Genomic DNA, 22,722 nt, shown 5'->3' with positions numbered 1-22,722 from the left:
GTCCGGGTGGTCAGTGGGGCGGGAGGAGGGCGGTGCGGGTGGTCGGGAAGTCGAAGTGGGTGTCGGCGAAGGGCTCTTCGAGGAGGGTGTAGTGCCACCAGGCGGTGGCCAGGCCCCGGAAGCCGGCCCGGGACATCGCGGTGTCCAGCAGTTGCCGGTTGACTCGCGCCTCCGGCTCGATCTCGGTGCTCGCGGCGTGGGACCGGGGGTCGAAGTGGTCGAAGGGGGTGCCCATGTCGAGGGCGTCGCCCCGGCGGTCGACGAGGGTCACGTCCACGGTGCTGCCCCGGCCGTGACCGGACCGGGGGTGGAGGTGCTCGTGTCCGAAGAGGCGGTCCTTGGGCACTCGGGGGTGGTGCCGGCGGCGGGTGGCGGGGCATTCGGGGCCTGCGGCCCAGCGGAGCATGTGGTCGGCGGCACGCTGGGGGCGGTAGCCGTCGAGCACGAGCAGGGCGTAGCCGAGGGGGGCCAGGAGGCCCTGGGCGTGGCCGAGGGCGCGGGCGGCGGGGGCTGTCAACAGGCAGGTCGCCCTCTCGTAGCCGTCCAGGGGGGTGCCGACGAAGTTGTCGGGGCCGGCGTAGCGGAGGTCCTGGCCGATGGTGGGGTCGACGTCGGCCAGGGCGACGAAGGTGTGCGGGGCCACCGAGTGGCCGGGGGTGAGGCCGGGGCGGCGCATCGCGGGGTCCTCCGGGGATGTTGGACGGGCAGGGTGGGGGGGGTGGGGTCGACGTCGGCCAGGGCGACGAAGGTGTGCGGGGCCACCGAGTGGCCGGGGGTGAGGCCGGGGCGGCGCATCGCGGGGTCCTCCGGGGATGTTGGACGGGCAGGGTGGGGGGGGGGGGTCGACGTCGGCCAGGGCGACGAAGGTGTGCGGGGCCACCGAGTGGCCGGGGGTGAGGCCGGGGCGGCGCATCGCGGGGTCCTCCGGGGATGTTGGACGGGCAGGGTGGGGGGAAGGGGGGCTCAGACGGGTGGTGCGGACAGGGCGCGGGCGACGTGTTCGACGCCGCCGGCGCGGGAGCCCTTGACGAGGACCACGTCGTGGGGGCGCGGGGCGCCGAGGAGGGCGAGGGCCCGGTCGGGGTCGGCGGCGTGGCCGGCGTCGAGACCGGAGCGGCGGGCGCTGGTGACCATGAGGGCGGCCTCGGGCCCGCCGACGCCGATCAGGCGGGCCGCGCCGAGGGCCGCGGCCCGGCGGCCGAGGCGGCGGTGGAAGTCGGCCGAGCCGGCTCCCAGGTCGCGCATCTCGCCGAGCACGGCGATCGGGCGGCGGCCGGCCGCCGCCAGGGCGGCGAGGGTGTGCAGGGCGACGTCCATGGCGTGCGGGTTCGCGGTGAACGCGTCGTTGAGCACGATCGCCCCGTTCGCCAGGCGGGTGAGTTGCATCCGGCTGGGGGTGGCTCGGCGGGCGGTGCGCAGGGCGTGCGCGATCTCGGGGAGTTCGAGGCCGGCGGCGAGGGCGGCGGCGGTCGCGGCGGCCGCGTTCAGTGCCTGGTGGGGGCCGTGGAGGCCGAGGGCGACGCGTTCGGCGCGGCCGTCGTGGCGCAGGGTGAAGCGGGGGCGGGCCTCCTCGTCGAGACGCAGGTCCTCGACGAGCACGTCGGCGTTGCGGGTGCCGAAGGTGAGGATCGCGCCCGGTGCCCGGCCGCGCAGGACGAGGATGGCGGGATCGTCCGCGTTGAGGACGGCGGTGCCCTCGGGGGGCAGGGCCCGGATCAGTTCGGATTTCGCGCGTCGGATGCCCTCGCGTCCGCCGAAGGGCCCGAGGTGGGCGGTGCCGGTGTTGGTGACGACACCGATGGTGGGGAGCGCGGTGTCGGCCAAGTGCGCGATCTCGCCGGGTCGGCGTCCGCCCATCTCCAGGACGAGGTGGCGGGTGTCGGGTCCGGCGGAGAGCAGGGTGAGGGGCAGGCCGAGCGTGTTGTTGAAGGAGAGGCGGTTGGCGACGGTCGGGCCGTGCGGGGCCAGGACGTGCGCGAGGAGGTCCTTGGTGGTGGTCTTGCCGGCCGAGCCGGTGATCCCGATGACGGTGCGGGCGGCGAGGCGCGAGCGGTGTCTGGCGGCGAGGCCGATCAGGGCCCGTCGGGTGTCGGGCACCACGACGGCCGGGGCCGGCACGGGTCGTTCGGCGAGGACGGCGACGGCGCCCCGGGCGAGGGCGTCGGCGACGTGGCGGTGGCCGTCGGTGCGGTCCCCGGCGAGGGCCACGAAGAGGGAGCCGGGGCGGGCCTCGCGGGAGTCGATGACGACGGGGCCGGTCACGGGGCTCGCGCCGGTCACGGGCGAGGTCGGGGGCGGGCCCGGGCGGGAGCGGTCGGGTTCGGGGGCGGTGAACCGGCCGCCGAGGGCGCGGGCGAGGTCGGCGAGGGTGTCGGAGATCATGCGCGCATCGTTTCTGGCGCTTCCCCGGGCGAACCCGCCGCGCGCCGTGGCGTGGGTCAGGCGGTTTCCGGGGTCAGGACCACGGCGGTGCCGTAGGCGCACACCTCGGTGCCGACGTCGGCGGCGGCCGTCACGTCGTAGCGCATCATGAGGACGGCGTTGCCGCCGCGCGCCCTGGTCTGCTCGATGAGGCGTTCCATGGCCTCGTGGCGGGTCTCGGCCAGGGTCTTGGTGAGGCCCCGGAGCTCTCCGCCGAGCATGGACTTCAGGCCGGCGCCGATCTGGCTGCCCAGGTGTCGGGACCGGACGGTCAGGCCGAAGACCTCGCCGATCACCCGCTCCACGCGGTATCCGGGGGCGTCGTTGGTGGTCACGACGAGGACGCCGGTCGCGGCGGCGTCGACTCCGCCCCCGTTTTCGGTGATAGTCATGCAAACGACGGTAAAAGTCGTTTGTATCAGTGATGCCGGAGTTGTGTAACGGTTGCCGCTCCGCCCGGCCGGGTCATCCTCGGGGATGAGAGGGCCCGCGACGAACGGCGCTTTCGGGCGGGCGGGCCGGGCGGCGAGCATTGCGGTGTTTTGTCGGTTCCCTCCGTCGCCATCCGGGCACGGAGGCGTGGTCCGCCCCGGACCGCGTACGAGAGGTGTCACCGCCGTGAGCTTCGATCCTTCCGCCCTACCGCCCCGGACCGTCGGCCTCGCCGACGCCGCCCGCCTCGCCGGGGTGCCGGCCGAACGGGCGCGCGTCTGGTCGGAGCGCGGGCACGCGCCCGCGGCCGAACGGGACCCGGAGGGCCGGCCGCTCTTCGGGCACGACGAGGTCGTGCGCCTGATGTGGCTGGGCCGGATGGTCGCCTCGGGCCTGATCGACGCGGACATCGAGGCCGCGTTCGACGCCGTCGCCGTCCCGGCCGCCGGCGGCCCCGCCGACCTCGACGCCGTGTTCACGGCCCTGCCCGAGGTGCTGGCGGCCCGTCACCCCGAGGCGGGGCCCGGGCACGTGCTCGCGGACCGCCTGCGCGCCGTCGGCTCCCCGCTGGGCCTGCTGCCGTCGGCCGTCACCGACCCCGTCGCCCACCTGGGCCCGGACGCCCTGCGCGCCCGGGACCTGGAGGACCTGCTGGTCTCCGAGCGGCTCTACGGGCCCGACCTCGCCGCCTTCCGCACGGACACCGTCCTCGCCCTCGCCGCCCACCCCGAGCTGCGCGCCCTGGCCGCCGAACTCGACGCGGCCGAGGCCGCCCTCGACCGGCTCGACGACCCGGAGCACCCGGCCGTCGCCGAGACCGCCGCGCTCATCCGCGCCTACGGCCAGGCCCTGGACCGGGCCGTGGCCGAGACGGCCGGCGAGGCACCCGCCGGCACCGACACCGGTCTCTCCGGCGACGGGGAGCCCGATCCGGAGATCCTCGCGGCGGGCGCCGAGGCCCAGGAGGAGGCCGCGCTGATGCCGTACCCCCACTCGGCGGCCCGCTGGAAGGCGAACATTCTGTCGTTCACCGAGTCGGACTGAGCCTCAAATCCCCACCCCCGGGCCTCCGCGTGGTGCTACAGCGTGCTGCCGTCCTCCCGGCCCAGCCCCTGCGCGTCCGGGCGGCGGGCCAGCTCGCGGTCCAGGGCCTGCGGCCACTGCGCGGCGGCCTCGGCGTCCATGGTCTCCAGACGCGCCGTCAAGGGTCCCCGCTGCTCGGGGGTGCACACGGAGGCCACCGAGGTGAACAGCGCCCGCAGCCGGCGCTGCACCTGGATGGAGGTGGCGCCGAAGTGCCGGATCTCGTCCGTGCCGATGCACACGTAGTCGGCCCAGGACCGGGTGCGGTGCCCGAACGCGGCGCCGCCGCCGGTGGGCACGAGGGCGAGTCGGGGCGCGAGGTCGGTCAGCATGTCCTCGATGTGGTCGAGGGCCTGGACCGCCCGTCCGGGGTCGTTGACCGCCGGCGACAGCGCCTTCAGCGCGATGTCGACCAGGGTGCGCAGGGCGCCGGCCGGGTCCGTGGTGGAGCCGTGGGTCTCGCCGAACAGCAGGCACCGCAGCAGCACCCGGCGGCGCGCGCGGTCCACGGGGCCGTGCACGAGGAAGAGCGGGGCGTGCAGGGCCACGAAGTCGCCGACCACCGGCACCAGCTCGACGCGCACCCCCCAGGCCCGCGCCGTGCGCTCCAGGCGGTCGGTGTGGAAGGCCAGCAGGATCTGGCCGGCCCGGGGCGGGGTGTCCAGGCTGACCACCGTGGGCGGCCCGGCGTCCGGCCCGGGCGCCGGCGTCGGTTCGGGGATCGGGACGGCGTGCTCGGGCAGCCAACGGACGGGGTAGGGGTGGTTGCGCGCCACCGCCCGGCGGCCCTCCAGGGCCAGGGTCCGCAGCAGGGCCCCGGAGTTGAGGACCCCGCCCACCCGGGCGACCAGCGCGAAGAACAGCACCGCCGAGACAATCGAGATGCCGATGGCGAAGAGCATCGACAGCACCGGCCGGTAGTCCTCCTCGTGCACCGCGAGGCGTACCGAGATCATCAGGGTGTAGACGAAAGTGGCCATGAAGGTGCCGGTGGCCCACCGCATCAGCGGGTCCTGTTGCAGGATCGGCACCACCCGGACGGACAACTGGCCCGCCCCGAACTGCATGGCCAGGGTCAGCGCGGTGAACACCAGACCGGCGAGGGTGACCATGCCGCCGGCCACGGCGCCGAGGAGGGTGGCCATGGAGCCCTCGTCGATCTCGTTGAACAGGTGCGAGCCGGTGTTCCGGCCGATCCGGGTGACCGTCCGGTCCAGGTACGGCAGCAGCCACGACAGCACCAGGCTCACGGCGAGCAGGCACACCGGCAGTCGCCACACCCGGTGCGTCCGCAGTCTGCGGCGCGTGTAGTACCAGCGCCAGCCGCCCATCCCGTCCATGCCACCCGCTCCTCGTATGCCGAACAGAGGGCGCAAACCCCCGTAAACCGGTCGATAATGCACCGAGTATCCCCCATGGCCTCCGGCGTCGGTAGCGTGGGGGTCGGCGTGCGGAGCGACCGTGCGCCCGGCCGGCCCGGGCCACGGGCCCGGCGGCCGAGCGATGAGGACGACATGAGCGAACCGACGAAGCCCCTGGTCGAGCGCCCCGAGGGCGAACCCCCCGAGGAGCTGACGGTCCGGGACCTCGTGGTCGGGGACGGCGCCGAGGCGAAGCCGGGACGGGTGGTGCGGGTGCACTACGTCGGGCTCACGTTCGCGTCCGGCCGGGAGTTCGACGCCTCCTGGGACCGGGACGAGCCGTTCAAGTTCGCGGTGGGCGGCGGACGGGCCGTCAAGGGCTTCGACCGGGGCGTGCGGGGGATGCGGGTCGGGGGTCGGCGCGAGATCCTCGTCCCGCCGCGCCTGGGCTACGGCAAGCAGTCCCCGTCCGCCCTGATCCCGGCCGGATCCACGCTCGTCTTCGTGGTGGACCTGCTGTCCGTGGTCTGAGCGGGGACGGTGTCCGGGGGCGGTGTCGGCGGGCCGGCATATCCTTCCGGCCACCACACACCCGACCGGGAGGATCTGGAGCGTTGACCGGCCTGTCTGCTTTTCCGCTGCCCTTCGACACGTCCCGTTCCGAGGCGTACGCGGCCACTCCGCGCACGCTCGCGGAACTGCGGATGATCGCGTGCGGCGCGCACATCCGCTCCAAGCCCGGCTGGTTCGAGAAGATGCGCGACGCGGAGGTGCTCGCCCGGTGGGGCCGGGAGGCGGCGGAGCAGGGGCTGACCGAGGCCCAGGTCCGCCACGTGCTGGCCGAACTCGCGCACTACGCGGGGCTGCGCGACGGGCGCACCGGCGTCGAGGTGTCCGCCGTCGACGGGGTGTGGCAGTCGGACGCGCTGCTCGACGACGATCTCCGGGCGCGGCTGCGCGCGGCAGTGCGGGTGCTGGAGCAGGTCCCCGAGGCGGAGCGGGACTGGCATCCCGGCTCCGACGGGCAGGTCCTGGACCTGGTGCACCCCTCCCTGTTCTGCCTGGTGCGCGAGGTGAGCGGGGCGCCCGAGCGGGCGTGGGTCGACCCGACGGGCGGGCGCGCGGGCCACGAGTTCTCCGCCCGCTTCCAGTGGCTGCCCACGGACGTGGACGTCAGCGAGGACGGCGGGGTGTCGTTCCGTTCGTACGTCAACAACGTGCACCCCGAGGCGCACCGGGAGCTGGCCGGCGTGCTGCCGGAGCTGTTCGGGCGGCTGCTCCCGCTGTGGGAGAACGTGCTCACCGACCTGCGGCACCCGCGGCCCCCGCGCATCGAGCCCGACCCGTACGGCTGGTACGACTCGGAGCCGGTGTACCCGAACAAGGCCGACTTCCCCGACTACGGGGCCCATCAGGACGCCCTGTCGGCGTGGGAGGAGGCCATGGACCTGTGGTGGGAGGAGCGCCGGCCGGTGCTGCCCGACGCCCCGGAGTTCACCGCTCCGGAGGTGCCCGACGGGGACGCGCGGGTGAGCCTGCGGGGACGCCGGCTCCAGGTGGTCGTCAAGCTCGCGACCATCCACCTCACGCCCGAGAAGCCCGAGTACCCGGGTGGCTCGTGGCACGTCGAGGGGATGCTGAACGAGCGGATCGTGTCCACGGGCATCTGCTACTGGGACGCCGAGAACGTCACCGAGAGCCGGTTGGGCTTCCGGGCGGCGGTCCACGACCCGGACTACCAGCAGAACGACGACAACGGGATGCGCGAGGTCTACGGCCTGGAGAACGAGGGCGCGCTGAACCAGGTCCTCGGTTCGGCCGCTACCCCGGCGGGCCGCTGCCTTGCGTTCCCGAACGTGCTGCAACACCGGGTCGCGCCCTTCCGTCTCGCGGACCCGGAGCGGCCGGGGCACCGCAAGATCCTGGCGTTCTTCCTGGTGGACCCCGCCGCGGAGATCGTCTCGACCTCGGACGTGCCGCCGCAGCAGCCCTGGGCCCGGACCTCGACCATGACCCTCGACCAGGCCCGGGCCCACCGCGAGGAGCTCATGCGGGAGCGGAAGTTCTTCGTGGACGCGCACAACGAGCAGGTCTACGAGCGGGAGTTCTCGCTCTGCGAGCACTGAGGGACACGGGACGAAGGAGAGGCACGGTGACGGGAATGTCGGTGGTCGAGGTGGGGACGCGGGTGCGGTTGCTGCGGGACGTGCCCGTGGGCGGTGAACTCGACGGGGGCGGGTTCCTGGCGCTCGGGGCGGGTGCCGAGGGGGTCGTGGAGCGGGTGGACGCGGCGGCGGAGCGGGAGCCGGGGGCCGAGGTGCTGGAGTACGAGCGGCTGTCCTCGCTGCTCGCCGATTTCGGGGCGCAGATGCCCCCGGCCAGTCGGGCCCGGGCGGAGGCCGAGGTGGCCGCGTTGGAGCCGGTGTGGCGGGCGCACCGGGAGGATCTTCGGGTCGGGGTTCGGGTGCGGTTCGCGGGAGGGTTCGTGCTCGACGGCGTGGACCTCGGGGCCTTCGGACCGGCGGAGCCCGCAGGCTGACGGGGCGAAGGGGCGACGGGCCCGCCGCGCGAAGGGGACGCGGCGGGCCCGGAGCCGGTCGGGCCGCGGGGTGGGTGGGTCGGGTCAGGAGGTGGGGAAGGCGTCGGGGGTGCGGATCCGGTCGCGGATCCAGACGCCGGCCGGCTTGAGGTTGGCGGTGCCCGCCCAGCCGGTGTTCTTCGCGCAGGTGCCCTCCTTGAACACGGCGCCCGAGCGCCAGTCGTCGGAGTAGTTCCAGTTCACCCAGCCGATCTTCTTGCTCGCCATGAGGTCCAGGTACTTCTGGGTCATGGCGAAGTCGTTCGCGCCCTCGCCGGCGTAGTCCTGGGTGCCGAACTCGGTGACGAACACGGGGATCCGGTCGGCGGCCCGGGACAGGGCGTCGAGGTACTCCTGGCGGTGGGAGGCGGCGTAGAAGTGGAAGGTGTACATGATGTTCGCGGCCTTGACCGGGTTGTTCACGACCTCCTTCTCGTCCGCGCCCTCGGAGACCCCGAGCGAGGACCAGGCGCGGGTGCCGACGAGCACGGGGGCGTCGGCGTCGACGGCGCGGATGGTCGGGATGATTTTCTCGGCGTAGCCCTTGATCGCGGACCAGCTCACGCCGCTGGGTTCGTTCGCGATCTCGTAGAGCACGTTGTTCTTCGCCTTGTGCCGCTCGGCGATGGCGGCGAAGAAGGTCTTGGCCTTGGCGAGGTTGGTGTTGGGGTCGCCCGGGTCCAGCATGTGCCAGTCCACGATCACGTACATGCCGCGCGCGGTGGCCTGTTCGATGAGGCGGTGGGCGATCTCGGTGTACTTGGCGGGGTCGGTCTCGTAGCCGCCTTCCTGGACGTAGGTGGAGACGCGCAGGACGTCCGCCTTCCAGTCCTGGGCGAGGGCGTCGAGGGAGCCGTCGGTGAGGCACCGGGCGTACCACTGGGTGCCGTGGCCGCTCATGCCGCGCAGTTGGATCGGCTTGCCGTACCGGTTGCAGAGCTTGGTGCCGCAGACGGCGAGTTGTCCGTTGACGGCCACGGGGGTGGGATCGGCGAGGACGGCGGCGGGGCCCGGGGCGGGGCCCGCGGCCGGGGCGGGGGCGGCGCCGAGGCCGACGAGCAGGGCGGCGGCCGCGAGGGCGGCTCCGGAGGCGGCGAGGAGCCGCCGGGGAGTGGTGGGGTGCGCGCGCATGGTTCCTCCAGGGGGGTGGGGGTGTGCGGTGCGGGTGGAGCGGCGGCGGGAGGGCGGGGTCAGCCCTTCACACCGGTCAGGGTCACGCCTTCGGTGAAGGCCCGTTGGGCGCAGAAGAACAGGAGGATCACGGGGGCCATGACCAGCGCGGTGGCGGCCATCGTGAGGTTCCAGTCGGTGTGGTGGGCGCCCTTGAAGGACTCCAGGCCGTAGCTGAGGGTCCAGGCGGCGGGGTTGTCGGAGGCGTAGATCTGTGGCCCGAAGTAGTCGTTCCACAGGGCGAAGAAGGAGAAGAGGGCGATGGCGGCGATGCCGGGCTTGGCCATCGGGAGCACGACGCGGAGCAGCACCCGCAGTTCCCCGCAGCCGTCGACGCGGGCGGCGTCGAGGTATTCGACGGGGATGGTGAGCAGGAACTGGCGGAGCAGGAAGATGGAGAAGGCGTCACCGAAGGCGAGCGGGATGATCAGCGGCCAGAGGCTGCCGGACAGGTCGAGCTGCTTGGCCCAGAACAGGTACATGGGGACCACGACCACCTGGGGCGGCAGCATCATCGTGGCGATGACGAGCAGCAGGGAGAGCCGGCGACCGCGGAAGCGGAAGCGGGCCAGGGCGTAGGCCGGGGGGATGGAGGACAGGACGGTCAGGAGGGTGCCGAGGCCCGCGTACAGGAGGGTGTTGCGCCACCAGGTGAGGAAGCCGGGGGTGTCCCAGACCCGGACGTAGTTCTCCCAGACCCAGGTGCGGGGCACGAGGTCGCGGCTGAGGGCCTGTTGGTCGGTCATCAGCGAGGTGAGGAGGACGAACACGAAGGGGAGGACGAAGAACAGGGCGGCGGCCACGCCGAGGGAGTGGACGGCGATCCAGTGCAGGACGGCCCTGCGGCGGGCCCGGGGGGTGCGGTTCCGGGGCGTCCGGGCGCCGGACGCGGGGTCCGGGGGCGTGGGCGCGGCGGGCGGGCGGGTGTCGGGGGCGAGGAGTCGGTCCACGGTCAGTCACCCGCCCCGAGGAGGCCGCCCCGACGGCGCATGAGCAGGGCGGTGAAGGCCATGCAGAGGGCGAAGAGGATCAGTGCCATGACGCTCGCGGAGCCGTAGTCGAAGCGTTGGAATCCCAGGTTGTAGATGGCCTGGGGCAGGGTGAGGGTGGATTTGTCGGGGTATCCGGGTTCGAATTGTTGGCCGGATCCGCCGATCACCCCCGCCGCGACCTTGCCCGCCACGAGGGGTTGCACGTAGTACTGCATGGCCTGGATGACTCCGGTGACGACGGCGAACAGGACGATCGGGGAGATGCCCGGCAGGGTGATGTGGCGGAAGCGGGCCCAGCGGCCGGCGCCGTCGAGTTCGGCGGCCTCGTACTGCTCCCTGGGCACGTCGAGCAGGGCCGCCATGAAGATCACCATCAGGTCGCCGACTCCCCACACGGCGAGGATCGTCAGGGCGGGCTTGGACCAGGCGGGGTCGGTGAACCAGCCCGGCTGCGGCAGGCCGAGGGTGTCGAGCAGGGTGTTGACGGGGCCGGTGCCGGGGTTGAGGAGGAAGACGAAGGAGAGGGTGGCGGCCACCGGCGGGGCCAGGTAGGGCAGGTAGAAGAAGGTGCGGAACAGGCCCTTGCCGGTCTTCACCTTGACGGCGAGGAGGCCCACGCCAAGGCCGAAGGCGACGCGGCAGACCACCACGACCGCGACCAGCCACAGGGTGTTGCGGACGGCGGGCCAGAACATGGGGTACTGGGTGAGGACGTAGGTCCAGTTGTCCAGGCCGTTGAAGACGGGCTCCCGGAAGCCGTCGTACTTCGTGAAGGAGAAGTAGACGGTGGACAGGAGGGGGTAGGCGAAGAACAGGGCGCAGCCGATCAGCCATGGGGCGAGGAAGGCGGCGGTGCGCAGGCGGGCGCGGCGTCTGCGGGCGCGGGCGGCCGGGCGGAGGGCGCCGGGGGCCGTCGCGGCGGCGGGGGTCGTGGTGGTCATGGCGGGGCTACTTCGCCTTCGCGATGTCCGTGTCGATCTGCGCGTCGGTGGCGGCGAGCGCCGCGCGCAGGTCGGGGACGGCGCCCTTCTCGTGCCGGTAGGCGAGGTCGGTGAAGGTGAGCTGGTAGGTGCCGCCGTCGGCCTGCGGGGGCGTGGTGGTGGACTTGGGGTGGCGAGCTATGTCGATGAAGGTGCGGAAGTTCTCGTCCGCGGTCAGCTTCGGGGAGTCGAGGGCGGCCAGGGTCGAGGGCACGTTGTGGATGGCGTTGGCGAAGGAGACCACGGCGTCGGTGTCGGTGGTCATGTACTTCACGAGTTCCCAGGCGGCGTTCTGCTTCTTGCTCCCGGCGGCGATGCCCATCACGGTGCCGGAGACGTAGCCCTTGCCGTAGTCGGCGGCCTGCGCGTCGGGGACGGGCAGGGGGGCGGTGCCGATCTCGAAGTCGACCCCGGCCTCCTTGGCCATGTTCGGTCGCCATTCGCCGTCGATCTGCATGGCGACCTGGCCCTTGTGGAAGGGGTGTTCGGCGCCCCATTCGTCGCCGAAGGTGTTCCGGAACCGCTCCAGCCGCTCGTATCCGCCGAGTTTGGCGACGAGGTCCTTCTGCGCGGTGAGCATCTGCGCGAAGGCGGGGTCGGTGGCGAGGTTGGACTTGCCCTCGGGCGTGAACCAGGTGGGTCCCCATTGGGCGGCCAGGCGCATGGGGGTGGTCTCGTAGCCGTGGAAGGTGGGCATGACGCCGACCCGTTCGTAGCTCTCGCCCTTGGGCTTGGTGAGTTTCGCGGCGGTCTCGACGAACTCGCTCCAGGTCTTCGGCGGGGCCGTGATGCCCGCCTCCTTGAACGCGGTCTTGTTGTAGACGAGCCCGTAGGCGTCGTGGAGCAGCGGCAGGGTGCACTGGTTGCCGCGGAAGGAGGTGTACTCGATCAGGGGGCGGGGGAAGACCTTGGTCTTGTCGATGCCGGACTTGGCGAGGAAGGGGGTGAGATCGGCGAAGGCCCCGGTGTTGCAGAACTTGCCGACGCTGTCGGTGGTGAACGAGGACACCACGTCGGGTGCCTTGTCGCCGCCGGCGCGCAGCGCCTGGTTGATCTTGTCGTCGGTCATGTTGCCGACGGCCTTGACCTTGATGTTCGGGTGCGCCGCCTCGAACCGCCGGACGTTCTCCTCGATGGCCTTGACCTCGCCGGGCGCGGACCAGCCGTGCCACAGGGTCAGGGTGACCTCGGCCTTGGGGTCGTCGCCGGCCGTCGTGGAGCCGGCCCCGGTACAGCCGGCGACCAGGGCGAGGGCGGCGGCGAGGGGGACGACGGCGGCGATTCGCGGGGTTGCGGGCATGGCGGCGCCTTTCATGGCGGGACGGGGACGTGCGGGGGCGCGCACGCGGCCGGAATCCGGCCGCCGCGGGCCCTCCCGGGGCCGGGAACAGGGCTTTTCGGGCCCTGTCCCGCGCACCGGGGGAATTGACAGGTAAGTTTCCTATCGGTTCTCCCGCCCGTCAATGCCCCACCCGGATTCCGACGCTTTCACCCCCGAGACCGGGCCGATTCCCGCCGCTTTGGGCCCCCTTGGCCCTTCGGGCGGGTGAGGAGGAGGGTGAGGGTGCCGGCCAGGAGGGCCCAGAAGGGGGCGCCGATGCCGAGGAGGGTGACGCCGGAGGCGGTGGCCAGGAAGGTGACCACGGCGGCCTCGCGGGCTCCCGGGTCCGACAGCGCCGAGGCGAGCGAGCTCCCGATCGTGCCGAGCAGGCCCAGGCCGGCCACGCCGAGCACGAGGGCCGGGGGCAGCACGGTGAGCAGGGAGCTGACCGTGCCGCCGAGGGCGCCCACGCCGAGGTAGAAGATCCCGGCCCAGACCCCGGCGAGCCAGCGGCGCTCGGGGTCCTCGTGCGCCTCGCGGCCGGTGCAGATCGCGGCGGTGATCGCGGCCAGGTTGAGGCCGAGGCAACCGAACGGGGCCAGCAGCAGGTTCGCGCCGCCCGTCCACGAGATCAGCGGGGAGACCGGGACCCGGCCGTAGCCGTCGGCCCGGAGCACGGCCACCCCGGGCAGGTTCTGCGAGGCCATCGTCACCACGAACAGTGGCACGCCCACGCCGAGGGCCACCTGCCAGGAGAACTGCGGGGCGGTGAACACGGGCGCGGCCAGGCCGAGTCGGATCCCGCCGGTGCGGACCGTGCCCTCCGCCAGGGCGACGCCCACCCCCGCGACGAGGGCGGCGACGATCGCGAACCGGGGGAACCAGCGGCGGCCCGCGAGGTACACCAGGAAGATCACGAGGACCAGGGGGAGGTCCCGGCCCAGGCCGCCGAAGAGGCCGGTGCCGAACTGGAGCAGCACCCCGGCCAGCAGGCCCGCCGCGAGCGGCACGGGTATCCGGCCCATGACGCGTTCGAACCAGCCGGTGGTCCCGCTGATCAGGATCAGGGCGGCGGAGACGAGGAACGCGCCGATCGCGTCGGCCGTCGTGAGCCCGTCGAGGCCGGTGACGAGCAGGGCCGCGCCGGGGGTGGACCAGGCGGTGACGATCGGCGCCCGGTAGCGCAGGGACAGGCCGACGCAGGTGGCGCCCATGCCCAGGCAGAGGGCGAGCATCCAGGAGGCGGTCTCGGCCTCGCCGGCGCCGGCGGCGCGGGCCGCGCTGAAGACGATGGCGGCGGAGCTGGTCACCCCGACGAGCACGGCCACCAGGCCCGCGACCACGGCGGACAGCGGGGCGGCCCGCCGGACCCGGGCCAGGACGCCGGCCCCCGCGACGGGGGCGGGCGGCGGGGGTGCGGACGGTGCCGAGGGTACGGACGACACGGCCCGGTCGGTGCGCTCGGTGCGCTCGGGGCCGGTCATCGGGGGTACCGGACCACGAGCAGGGCCTCCACGTCGGCGTCGATCGCCTCGTAGACGTGCGGGGCGTCGGCGGCCCAGGCCGTGTGGCCGCCCGGGCCGACCGTCTCGGGGGCGTCGACCGGGCCGACCCGGGCCGTGCCGGTGAGCACCACGAGGTGTTCGGTGGTGCCGGGGGTGTGCGCGGGCGAGTGCTGCACGTCGCCGGCGCGGATCCGCAGCCGGTGCACCTCGGAGACGGCCGCCGGGTCCTCGTGCCGTTCGATCAGGACGGCGTCCACCGTGCGGCCCGAGAGCACCCGGGGGTGCGGGGCCCCGGCCAGCACGGTGCTGAGCGGGACGCCGAGGGCGGTGGTGACGGCGTAGAGGGTCTCCAGGGTGGGGTTGCGGCGGCCGGTCTCCAGCTCCGAGAGGGTGCCCTTGCCGGTGCCGGAGCGGCGGGCCAGTTCGGACAGCGACAGGCCCCGGGCCTCGCGCAACTCCCGCAGGGCGGGCCCGACCAACGCCCCCGCCTGCGCTCCGGACGCCTGCCCGCCCCCCGCGCTCCCCGCGTCGCCCGTGTTCGTGTGCACGTGACGGTCCCCCTCTCCCGTCCCGGCGGGACGACGCCGCCATCGTTCCGTATACGGAACGATCTGTCCATGGTCGAACCCGAGGGGGCGCGGGACAGGGAACGGGGCCCGGCGCGCGCGTGCGCGCCGGGCCCCGGGTGGAGCGGGCCGCCGGTCGGGGCCGGCTCAGAAGCGGTGGTCGTCCGCGAAGGGGTCCGGTTCGTCGCCGAAGGGGTCGGGCTCGTCGTCGTGGAAGAGCGGCTCCTCGCCGAACCCGGTGTCGGGGGCCGGGCGTTCGGCGGCGCGCGGCGCGGTGCGCGCCGGTCGGGACGCGGCCGGCGCGGGGGCCGCGCCGGCGGGGGTCGGAGCCGTCTCGGCGGCCGTGACCCCGGTGCCGGCCAGGGCCTCCAGCACCCCTTCCGCGTACTTCGCGAGCTTGGCCTCGCCCACGCCGCCGACCGTGCCGAGTTCGGCGACGGTGGTAGGCATGAGGGTGGCGATCTCGCGCAGGGTCGCGTCGTGGAAGACCACGTACGCGGGCACCCCCTGCTCCTTGGCGGTGGCCCCGCGCCAAGCCCTCAGGGCCTCGAACACGGGCACGGCGCCGGCCGGCAGGTCCACCGGCACGCGGGACCTGCCCGAGCCGCCGCCGGAGCTCTTGCGGGCGGGCGCGGCCGGCTTGGCCTCCTTGCGCAGGGCCACGGTCCGCCGCCCGCCGAGGACCTCGCCGCTCTCCTCGGTGAGCACCAGCGTGTTGTACTCGCCCTCCACCGCGAGCAGTCCCATGCCGAGCAACTGCCGCACCACGCCGCGCCATTCGGCGGTGCCGAGGTCGGCGCCGACCCCGAACACGGAGAGCTGGTCGTGGTCGAACTGGATGACCTTGGCGGTCTTCTTGCCCTGGAGGATGTCGATGATCTGGCCGGCGCCGAACTTCTGGCGCCGCTCGCGGGCCAGTCGCCACACGGTGGAGAGCAGTTTCTGCGCGGCGACCGTGCCGTCCCAGGAGTCCACCGGGGTCAGGCAGGTGTCGCAGTTGCCGCAGGGCTCGCCCTTCTGCCCGAAGTAGTCCAGCAGCCGCACCCGGCGGCAGTCGACGGTCTCGCAGAGCGCGAGCATGGCGTCGAGGTGGGCGGCGAGCGAACGGCGGTGCGCGGCGTCGCCCTCGGAGGTGTCGATCATGCGGCGCTGTTGGATCACGTCGTTGAGCCCGTACGCGAGCCAGGCGGTGGCGGGTTCCCCGTCGCGGCCGGCGCGGCCGGTCTCCTGGTAGTAGCCCTCGACGGACTTGGGCAGGTCCAGGTGGGCCACGAAGCGCACGTCGGGCTTGTCGATGCCCATGCCGAAGGCGATGGTGGCCACGACCACGACCCCGTCCTCGCGCAGGAACCGGGCCTGGTTGGCGGCGCGGGTCCGGGAGTCCAGGCCCGCGTGGTAGGGCACGGCGTCGATCCCGGCCTCGACGAGGGCGGCCGCGGTCTTCTCGACGGAGTTGCGGGAGAGGCAGTAGACCACGCCGGCGTCCCCGTCGTGCTCGGCGCGGATCAGGTCCAGCAGCTGCTTGACGGGGCTGTTCTTGGGGACGATGCGGTACTGGATGTTGGGGCGGTCGAAGCTCGCGACGAAGTGCTTGGCGTCCCGCAGGCCGAGCCGGTCGGCGATCTCCCCGTGGGTGGCCTCGGTGGCGGTCGCGGTGAGCGCGATCCGCGGCACCTCGGGCCAGCGCTCGTGGAGCATCGACAGGGCCAGGTAGTCGGGCCGGAAGTCGTGGCCCCACTGGGCGACGCAGTGCGCCTCGTCGATCGCGAACAGCGAGACGGTGCCCCGGTCGAGCAGCCGCTGGGTGCCCTCGGTGCGCAGCCGCTCGGGGGCGAGGTAGAGCAGGTCGAGTTCGCCGGCGAGGAATGCCTGTTCGACGGCCTGCCGCTGGTGGAAGTCCTGGCTGGAGTTGAGGAAGCCGGCCCGCACCCCGAGGGCCGTCAGCGCGTCCACCTGGTCCTGCATGAGCGCGATCAGCGGGGAGATCACCACGCCGGTGCCCGCTCTGACCAGGGCCGGGATCTGGTAGCAGAGGGATTTGCCGCCGCCGGTGGGCATGAGCACGAGGGCGTCGCCGCCGCTCACGACCTGATCGATGATCGCCTGCTGTTCGCCGCGGAAGGACTCGTAGCCGAAGACCCGGTGGAGCACCGCCAGGGCCTCGGTGCCGGCGGGACGGGGGGTGTCGGGAAGGACCATCCGACGAGCCTATCGGGGATCGGGGACACTCCCGTACGCCCGCCGGCCCGGGGCGGGCCTCCCGGCCGGGTCCGGCTCGGGCGCCAGGACGATGACGCGGGCCCCGGGGCCGAGCAGGACGGGGGCGCGCTTGTCGGGGTTGACGTGGAGGCCGGCAGGGCCGGCGCCGTCGCGGTAGCCGATCGCGCACTGGCCCCGGCGGCGGGCGGACTCCACGACCGTGGCCCAGGTGACGGGCCGGTCGGGACGCACGTAGTCGGCGGCGGGGCGCAGGTGGAGCGTGTCACCTCCGGGGGCGAAGAGGGCGTCGAAGACGGCGGCGAGGTGCCGGTCCTCGGCGATCTGGGTCATGAGGAGGCTGATGAGGCGGCCGGCGACGATGAACTCGGAGCCTTCGCGGTCGGGGGCGAGGAGCCGGTTGCGGTCGTCGGCGAGTTCGGTGACCACGGCGGGGGCACCGTCCCCGTCCCCGGAGCCTTCGGGTTCGTGCAGGTGGAGCAGGGTGACGAGGGTGCGGGCGTCGCCGCCGGCGAGATCGTCGGGGCCGCCCTCGTAGCCGAGGACGATGACGCGGTCGAACGAGCGCACGTCGAGTCCGGCCGGGCCGCGCGGGTCGCTGATGTCGCCGGTGAGCACCGTGACCGGCATCCGGCGGTCCGGGAGCCGGGCGTGCCGGTCGGCCTCGCGGAGCCGCTCGGCGCCCTCGGCGACGACGAGGAGGGTGGAGCCGGCGGGGACGGTCGGGTCGAGCTGGTCCAGGACGCGGGGGGCGCGCGGGTTCCAGCCGAGCAGCAGCAGGCGCAGCGGGGCGCGGGGGCCGGGGAGGGGGGTGACGATGGCGTCCTCGGTGACGGGCGGCGGGCCGTCGGCGGGCACGGCGGTGTCGTCGTCGTGGGTGATGACCACGATCCGGTCCTCGGGTTCGAGGCGGGTGCCGGAGGGCGGGTTGAGGACGGCGGCGCCGTCGGCGCGCAGGATCCCGATGACGGTGGAGTCGGCGTGGGCGAGGAGCAGGCGGCCGAAGTCGAGTCCGGCGAGCGGCCCGGCGGGCACGGTGTAGATCTCGTCGCCGGCGAAGTCGAGGAGTTCGCGGTGGACGAGGGAGAGGCCGGGTTCGCAGGCGGTGCGGGCGATGAGGCGGGAGCTGACGTCCTCGATGTCCAGGACCCGGCCGAGGGGGCCGGCGGCGAGTTCGGCGGCGCGGCGGTGGCGTCCGTCGCGGACGGCGGCGACGACGGCCGGTCGGTGCGCGTGGTCGCGGACGGCGGCGGCGAGCGCGAGGAGGGTCTTGACCACGTGCACGTCGCCGTCGGGTCCCTCGTGGGTGAGGACGAGGACGGCGCGGGCGCGCTGGGGGCCGACGAGGGCCACGAGGGCGGGGTCGGTGGTGGCGCCGGTGCGGCAGACCAGGCGGGTGCGGCCGAGTCGGCCGACGGTCGCGGCGATCTCGTCCTCCATCTCCGTCTTGTCCTTGGGGCCGAGGACCGCGAGGGCGGCGCGGCCCCGGTTGGCGTTGGCGAGGACGAGTTCGGAGACGATCGGGAAGACCTGGTCGGACCAGCCGAGGAGCACCGTGTGGTCGGATTCCAGCACGGTGGAGCGGCCCCGGCGCAGGTCGAGGACCTTGTCGTTGAGGCCGTTGGTGATGAGGCCGACGAGGGTGGAGACGAAGAGCAGGGCCACGAGGGCGAGCAGCACGGACAGGAGCACGTAGACGGGGCTGCCGACGGCCCCGCCGATCTTGAGGGTCTGTCCGACGCTGACCCAGACGGCCAGCAGCCGCCCGGTCCACGTGGCGGGGTGGCGGTCGTCGGACCAGACGAGGACGGCGCTGGTGGGCACCACGACGGCGAGGCAGAGCAGGGTGAGCCAGCCGATCAGGACGGCGGTGCCGCGCGCGACGATCGTGTCGAACCAGTAGCGGGTGCGGGCCCGGGCCGGGTGGGCGGGACGGGCGGCGGTGTTCTGTGCCGGCAACCTGCGGTCCTCGGGGCGGGGAGGGATCGGTGGGCACGGCACACAGTAGGGAGCGCCGTGCGGACGGACGCGCGGACGGAGGGCGAAACCCGCCGTTCGCGTGAGCGCGCGGACGGTCTTTCGGATGGCTCCGGGGCGCGGGCGGGCGCACGGGACGGGGCACGCGGAGTTCCTGGACAGGTGTCCGGTTATATTGGACACCTGTCCGAGAAGTGGGAAGGGGATCCGTCGTGGAGATCGCCGCGCGGGTGGCCGTCGGGTTGGTGGCCCTGTTGCACCTGTACATCCTGGTGCTGGAGATGTTCCTGTGGCAGCGCGGGCCGGGGCGTTCCCTGTCCGGCTTCGACGCCGAGATGGCGCGGGCCACCGCCCCGCTCGCCGCGAACCAGGGCCTCTACAACGGGTTCCTCGCCGCCGGCCTGGTGGCCGGGCTGATCGCCGAGGACCCTGTGGGGCGGGCGGCGCGGGTCTTCTTCCTCGCGTGCGTGCTCGTCGCCGGGATCTACGGCGGGCTCACCGCGAACCGGCGGATCCTCCTGGCCCAGGCCCTGCCCGGGGCCGCCGCCCTGGCCCTGGTGCTCGCCGCGTGACGGGCGCGGAGCCGGCGGACCCCCGGGCCGCGCGGACCCGGGCCGCCCTGCGCCGGGCCCTGCTGGAGGAGTGCGAGCGGACCCCGCTGTCCCGGATCGGGGTCAGCGCCCTCGCCCGGAGGGCGGGCGTGGGCCGGGCCACGTTCTACACGCACTACCCGGACCTCACGGCGCTGGCCGTGGACGCCTGCGCCGACGTGGTGCGCGAGGCCGTGGACGCCCTGCACGCCTGGCGCGGCACGCCCGACCCCCGGGTGCCGCCGCCGGCGCTGGCCGCGTTCCTCGCCGGCCTCGCGCCCCGCCTCGCCCTGCACCGGGAACTGCTGGCCCCGGGCGGCGGCGGGCCGCTGGGCGACGTGCTCCGGCGCGACCTGCGCGAACGCAGCCGCGCCGAGCGGGAACTGGTGGGCGCGGACCGGCCGGAGCTGGTGGCCTCGGCCGTGGCCGGGGCCTTCACGGCCGTGCTCGCCGACTGGGTGCACGGGCGGGTGCCGGGGGACGCCGACGAGGTCGCCGGACAGGTGTGGCGCCTGCTCGTGGCCCTGCACCGCGCCCCGCCCGCCTGAGGCGCGCCGGGCGCGTCCGGCGCCCCCGTCAGCCGGGGTCGGTCGCGGACCACAGGGTGGTCGGGGCCTCCTTGCGCACCACCGGGGCGACCTCCTCGGCGAACCGGCGCAGTTGCTCGATCTGCTCGGGCAGTCCCAGGCCGGAGCCGTCCACCGTGATCGACTGGAGGTCGTGCCGGTAGGACTCGTGGTAGCGCAGGATCTTGTCGATCACCTGCTGCGGGCTGCCGATCAGGTGCGGCCCGTCGGCGACGGCCTCCTCCACCGTCGTGAACGGGGTGTTGTAGCCGGCCTTGCCCTCCAGGTGGGGGCGGTGGGTCTGGCGGACCTTGGCCTCGTAGAACTCCTTGAACCGGGCGATGGCCTCCTGCGTGGTGTCGGCGAGGAAGAGCCCGCCGGAGCCGGCTCCCACGTAGGCGCGGGCCGGGTCGTGGCCGTGGGCCTCGAAGCGTTCGCGGTAGTGCTCGATGAGTCGGGCGTAGGCGGCGCGAGGCTGGATGGCGTTGGCGCTGAACAGCGGGTCGCCGTGGCGGGCGGCGAGTTCGGGCGAGTTGAGGCTGGTCGCCGAGCCGTGCCAGACCCGGGGCGGGCGCCCCTCGTAGGGGCGGGGGACGGTGGTGACCCCGCGCAGCGCGGGCCGGAAGCGACCCTCCCAGGTGACGTCCTCCTCGCGCCACAGGCGCCGCAGCAGCTCGTACTTCTCGGCCTGGTACTCCCACTGGAGGTCCTCGTCGAGCCCGAACAGGTCGAAGTGCCCCGCCTCCGCGCCCTTGCCGACGACGAGTTCGACACGGCCCCGGGAGAGCTGGTCGAGGGTGGCGTACTCCTCGGCGACCCGGACCGGGTCGAGGATCGCGACCACGGTGACCCCCGTGAGCAGCCGGATCCGGCTCGTGCGGGCCGCGAGCGCGCCGAGCAGGACGGAGGGGCTGGAGGAGAGGAAGGCGCCCGCGTGCCGCTCGCCGACGGCGTAGGCGTCGAACCCGAGGCGTTCGGCCTCGACACCGGTCTCGACGACCTCGGCGAGCCGGTCGGCGGCGGGCGCGAGCTCCCCGGTCAGCGGGTGCGGGGCGTGCCCGACGATGGTCAGGACCTGGAATCTCACGGGCTCTCGTCTCTCGTGACGGGGGTGCGGGCGGTGCGAGGGGAGGGGGCGGGGGCGGGTCAGAGCACCTTGGCGAGGAAGGCGCGGGTGCGGGGGTGCTCGGGGTGGTCCAGGACGCGCTCGGGCGGGCCCTGTTCGACGACCACGCCCTCGTCCATGAACACGACGGTGTCGGCGACCTCGCGGGCGAAGCCGATCTCGTGGGTGACGACGATCATGGTGGTGCCGCCGTCCGCGAGGTCCTTGATCACCGACAGCACCTCCCCCACCAGCTCGGGGTCGAGGGCGGAGGTCGGTTCGTCGAAGAGCAGCACCTTGGGTTCCAGGGCCAGCGCGCGGGCGATGGCGACCCGCTGCTGCTGCCCGCCCGAGAGCTGTCGGGGGTGGGTGTCCGCCTTGTCGGCCAGGCCCACCCGGTCCAGCAGGGCGCGGGCGGCGGTCTCGGCCTCGGCGCGGGAGCGGCCCTGCACGGCGATCGGGGCCTCGACCAGGTTCTCCAGCACGGTCAGGTGCGGGAAGAGGTTGAAGTTCTGGAACACGAAGCCGATGCGGGTGCGTTGGCGCAGCACCTCGCGTGCGGGCAGTTCGTGCAGGGTGTCCCCGACCCGCCGGTAGCCGATGATCTCGCCGTCCACCTCCACCCGGCCCCGGGTGGGGCGCTCCAGGTGGTTGACGGTGCGCAGCAGGGTGGACTTGCCCGAGCCGGAGGGGCCGAGCACGACGGTGACCTCGCCGGCCCGCACCCGCAGGTCGACCCCGCGCAGTACGCTGAGCGCGCCGAAGTCCTTGTGCACCCCGCGCACGTCGACCATCCAGGGCCCGGGGTCCGGCGTGGTGTCCGTCCCGGCGGTCACGAGAGCTCGGCCGGGTTGATCTCGGACTTCGGGATGGCGGACTCCTGGGTGCCCCACTTCCTCAGGATCCGCTCGTAGGTGCCGTTCTTGACGAGTTCGTTGACGGCGGCCTGGAACGCGGGGGCCAGCGGGGTGCCCTTCTTGAAGGCGAAGCCCACGTCGAGGCGCTTGAACTCACCGAGGAAGGTGGTCTGGGCGGCGGGCTGGGATGCCTGGTAACGCAGCCCGTTGATGGTGGACATGACGGTGTCCACGCGGCCCTGGCGCAGGGCGGAGACGGTGGCCCCGTTGTCGGAGAACACCTTCACCTCGTAGGGCTTCTTGCCGGCCTTCTCGCAGACGTCCTTCTTCGCGGTGAGGGTCTTCTCGAAGGTGGTGCCGGCGCCGGTGCCGACGATCAGGCCGCACAGGTCGGTGAGGTCCTTGACCGGCTTGGTCAGGCGGTCGCCGCCGGTCTTCACGGCGAAGCCCTGGCCGTCGTTGATGTACGTGACGAAGTCGATGGTCTTGAGGCGTTCGGTGGTGACGCCGAAGTTGCCGGTGCCCAGGTCGTACTTGCCGCTGCCGAGGGCGGGCAGGATCGTCTCGAAGGAGGCGTCCTGGCGCTCCAGGGTGATGCCGAGGACCTTGGCGGCGGCGTCGGCGAGGTCGATGTCCTGGCCGGCCGGCGGCTTGTCCTGCCCGTTGGGGTAGTACGCGCTGGGCGGGGCGCCGACGGAGGTCCCGATCCGCAGGCTGCCCTTGGCGCGCACGTCGGCGGGGAGCAGGGCGGCGATCGCGTCGACCTTCTTCACCTCGGCCACCGGGTTGTCGGTGGACGCGGGCGCGGGTCCGCCGCCCTGGGCGCCGGCCGGGGCCGCCTTGTCGGCGCCGCCGGTGGCGGTGTTCCCGGAGCCGCAGGCGGTGACGGCGAACAGCGGGAGCAGGGTGAGGGCGGCGATCGCGGCGAGGCGGGCGCGGCCGGCGACGGCGGCGGGGCGGGTCACGGGTCGGGGGCCTTTCGGGAGCGGGGCGGCGGGGTC

21 protein-coding genes are annotated in these 22,722 nt (G+C 73.8%); 6 read left to right on the top strand and 15 right to left on the bottom strand.

Features of this window, described 5'->3' with window-relative positions:
• Positions 1-10 precede the first annotated feature (10 nt).
• The 3 genes from ACN20G_RS24745 to ACN20G_RS24735 all read right to left on the bottom strand — a co-directional run bounded on the left by ACN20G_RS24745 (position 11) and on the right by ACN20G_RS24735 (position 2,813).
• Positions 11-676 carry a M15 family metallopeptidase gene (locus ACN20G_RS24745; RefSeq protein WP_424215011.1) on the bottom strand — a complete coding sequence of 222 codons (666 nt, stop codon included), beginning with the start codon at positions 674-676 and terminating at the stop codon, positions 11-13.
• A 287-nt stretch (positions 677-963) separates the two neighbouring features.
• On the bottom strand, positions 964-2,382 hold the full coding sequence (locus tag ACN20G_RS24740) for a UDP-N-acetylmuramoyl-tripeptide--D-alanyl-D-alanine ligase (RefSeq protein WP_424215010.1): 1,419 nt from the start codon (positions 2,380-2,382) through the stop codon (positions 964-966).
• A gap of 56 nt (positions 2,383-2,438) precedes the next feature.
• Positions 2,439-2,813: a YbjQ family protein gene (locus ACN20G_RS24735; RefSeq protein WP_424215009.1), complete on the bottom strand. Its 375-nt coding sequence runs from the start codon at positions 2,811-2,813 to the stop codon at positions 2,439-2,441.
• A gap of 226 nt (positions 2,814-3,039) precedes the next feature.
• Here ACN20G_RS24735 and ACN20G_RS24730 point away from each other — a divergent pair, with 226 nt between their 5' ends.
• On the top strand, positions 3,040-3,897 hold the full coding sequence (locus tag ACN20G_RS24730) for a MerR family transcriptional regulator (RefSeq protein ID WP_424215008.1): 858 nt from the start codon (positions 3,040-3,042) through the stop codon (positions 3,895-3,897).
• Positions 3,898-3,932: 35 nt separating this feature from the next.
• Here ACN20G_RS24730 and ACN20G_RS24725 read toward each other — a convergent pair whose 3' ends face one another.
• Complete coding sequence (locus ACN20G_RS24725; protein ID WP_424215007.1) at positions 3,933-5,276, bottom strand: DUF2254 domain-containing protein; 1,344 nt, start codon at positions 5,274-5,276, stop codon at positions 3,933-3,935.
• A 174-nt stretch (positions 5,277-5,450) separates the two neighbouring features.
• On the opposite strand from ACN20G_RS24725, the gene ACN20G_RS24720 reads away from it, so the two are divergent.
• The 3 genes from ACN20G_RS24720 to ACN20G_RS24710 all read left to right on the top strand — a co-directional run bounded on the left by ACN20G_RS24720 (position 5,451) and on the right by ACN20G_RS24710 (position 7,836).
• The gene (locus tag ACN20G_RS24720) at positions 5,451-5,828 is read left to right on the top strand and encodes an FKBP-type peptidyl-prolyl cis-trans isomerase (RefSeq protein ID WP_424215006.1); all 378 of its coding nucleotides are present in this window, start codon (positions 5,451-5,453) and stop codon (positions 5,826-5,828) included.
• An 83-nt stretch (positions 5,829-5,911) separates the two neighbouring features.
• Positions 5,912-7,423: a DUF4246 domain-containing protein gene (locus ACN20G_RS24715; RefSeq protein WP_424215005.1), complete on the top strand. Its 1,512-nt coding sequence runs from the start codon at positions 5,912-5,914 to the stop codon at positions 7,421-7,423.
• Between the two features lie 35 nt (positions 7,424-7,458).
• Positions 7,459-7,836 carry a hypothetical protein gene (locus tag ACN20G_RS24710; protein ID WP_424215669.1) on the top strand — a complete coding sequence of 126 codons (378 nt, stop codon included), beginning with the start codon at positions 7,459-7,461 and terminating at the stop codon, positions 7,834-7,836.
• 84 nt (positions 7,837-7,920) lie between these two features.
• Here the strand turns inward: ACN20G_RS24710 and ACN20G_RS24705 are convergent, their stop codons facing one another.
• The 8 genes from ACN20G_RS24705 to ACN20G_RS24670 all read right to left on the bottom strand — a co-directional run bounded on the left by ACN20G_RS24705 (position 7,921) and on the right by ACN20G_RS24670 (position 18,585).
• On the bottom strand, positions 7,921-9,006 hold the full coding sequence (locus tag ACN20G_RS24705) for a glycoside hydrolase family 5 protein (protein ID WP_424215004.1): 1,086 nt from the start codon (positions 9,004-9,006) through the stop codon (positions 7,921-7,923).
• A gap of 59 nt (positions 9,007-9,065) precedes the next feature.
• The gene (locus tag ACN20G_RS24700) at positions 9,066-9,995 is read right to left on the bottom strand and encodes a carbohydrate ABC transporter permease (protein WP_424215003.1); all 930 of its coding nucleotides are present in this window, start codon (positions 9,993-9,995) and stop codon (positions 9,066-9,068) included.
• A 2-nt stretch (positions 9,996-9,997) separates the two neighbouring features.
• Positions 9,998-10,978 carry a carbohydrate ABC transporter permease gene (locus ACN20G_RS24695; RefSeq protein ID WP_424215002.1) on the bottom strand — a complete coding sequence of 327 codons (981 nt, stop codon included), beginning with the start codon at positions 10,976-10,978 and terminating at the stop codon, positions 9,998-10,000.
• 7 nt (positions 10,979-10,985) lie between these two features.
• The gene (locus ACN20G_RS24690; protein ID WP_424215001.1) at positions 10,986-12,317 is read right to left on the bottom strand and encodes an ABC transporter substrate-binding protein; all 1,332 of its coding nucleotides are present in this window, start codon (positions 12,315-12,317) and stop codon (positions 10,986-10,988) included.
• 188 nt (positions 12,318-12,505) lie between these two features.
• Positions 12,506-13,822, bottom strand: coding sequence for a benzoate/H(+) symporter BenE family transporter (locus ACN20G_RS24685; protein WP_424215000.1), 1,317 nt, complete (start codon positions 13,820-13,822; stop codon positions 12,506-12,508).
• A complete protein-coding gene (locus ACN20G_RS24680; protein WP_424215668.1) occupies positions 13,819-14,322 on the bottom strand; it encodes a helix-turn-helix domain-containing protein in 504 nt (167 codons plus the stop codon). The genes ACN20G_RS24685 and ACN20G_RS24680 overlap by 4 nt, the downstream gene beginning before the upstream one ends.
• A 234-nt stretch (positions 14,323-14,556) precedes the next feature.
• Positions 14,557-16,608 carry a DNA helicase RecQ gene (gene recQ, locus ACN20G_RS24675; RefSeq protein WP_424214999.1) on the bottom strand — a complete coding sequence of 684 codons (2,052 nt, stop codon included), beginning with the start codon at positions 16,606-16,608 and terminating at the stop codon, positions 14,557-14,559.
• A gap of 9 nt (positions 16,609-16,617) precedes the next feature.
• Entirely contained in the window at positions 16,618-18,585 is a 1,968-nt protein-coding gene (locus ACN20G_RS24670; RefSeq protein ID WP_424214998.1) for a CASTOR/POLLUX-related putative ion channel, read from the bottom strand.
• A 230-nt stretch (positions 18,586-18,815) separates the two neighbouring features.
• Here ACN20G_RS24670 and ACN20G_RS24665 point away from each other — a divergent pair, with 230 nt between their 5' ends.
• Both ACN20G_RS24665 and ACN20G_RS24660 read left to right on the top strand, forming a co-directional pair.
• Positions 18,816-19,175 (top strand): DUF1304 domain-containing protein, encoded by a 360-nt coding sequence (locus tag ACN20G_RS24665; protein WP_424214997.1) that lies wholly within the window; start codon positions 18,816-18,818, stop codon positions 19,173-19,175.
• Positions 19,172-19,741: a TetR/AcrR family transcriptional regulator gene (locus tag ACN20G_RS24660; RefSeq protein WP_424214996.1), complete on the top strand. Its 570-nt coding sequence runs from the start codon at positions 19,172-19,174 to the stop codon at positions 19,739-19,741. Before ACN20G_RS24665 ends, ACN20G_RS24660 begins: the two co-directional genes overlap by 4 nt.
• 28 nt (positions 19,742-19,769) lie before the next feature.
• On the opposite strand, the gene ACN20G_RS24655 is transcribed toward ACN20G_RS24660, so the two are convergent.
• The 3 genes from ACN20G_RS24655 to ACN20G_RS24645 are packed head-to-tail and all read right to left on the bottom strand — an operon-like array spanning position 19,770 to position 22,686.
• Positions 19,770-20,846, bottom strand: coding sequence for an LLM class flavin-dependent oxidoreductase (locus ACN20G_RS24655; RefSeq protein ID WP_424214995.1), 1,077 nt, complete (start codon positions 20,844-20,846; stop codon positions 19,770-19,772).
• 59 nt (positions 20,847-20,905) lie between these two features.
• A complete protein-coding gene (locus ACN20G_RS24650; protein WP_424215667.1) occupies positions 20,906-21,658 on the bottom strand; it encodes an amino acid ABC transporter ATP-binding protein in 753 nt (250 codons plus the stop codon).
• 38 nt (positions 21,659-21,696) lie between these two features.
• Complete coding sequence (locus ACN20G_RS24645; protein ID WP_424214994.1) at positions 21,697-22,686, bottom strand: ABC transporter substrate-binding protein; 990 nt, start codon at positions 22,684-22,686, stop codon at positions 21,697-21,699.
• Positions 22,687-22,722: the final 36 nt, after the last annotated feature.

Source organism: Streptomyces dryopteridis (assembly GCF_049606955.1).
Classification (GTDB): Bacteria; Actinomycetota; Actinomycetes; order Streptomycetales; family Streptomycetaceae; genus Streptomyces.
The sequence above is the reverse complement of the archived record's forward strand: the minus strand, read 5'-3'. Positions and strand labels throughout refer to the sequence as shown.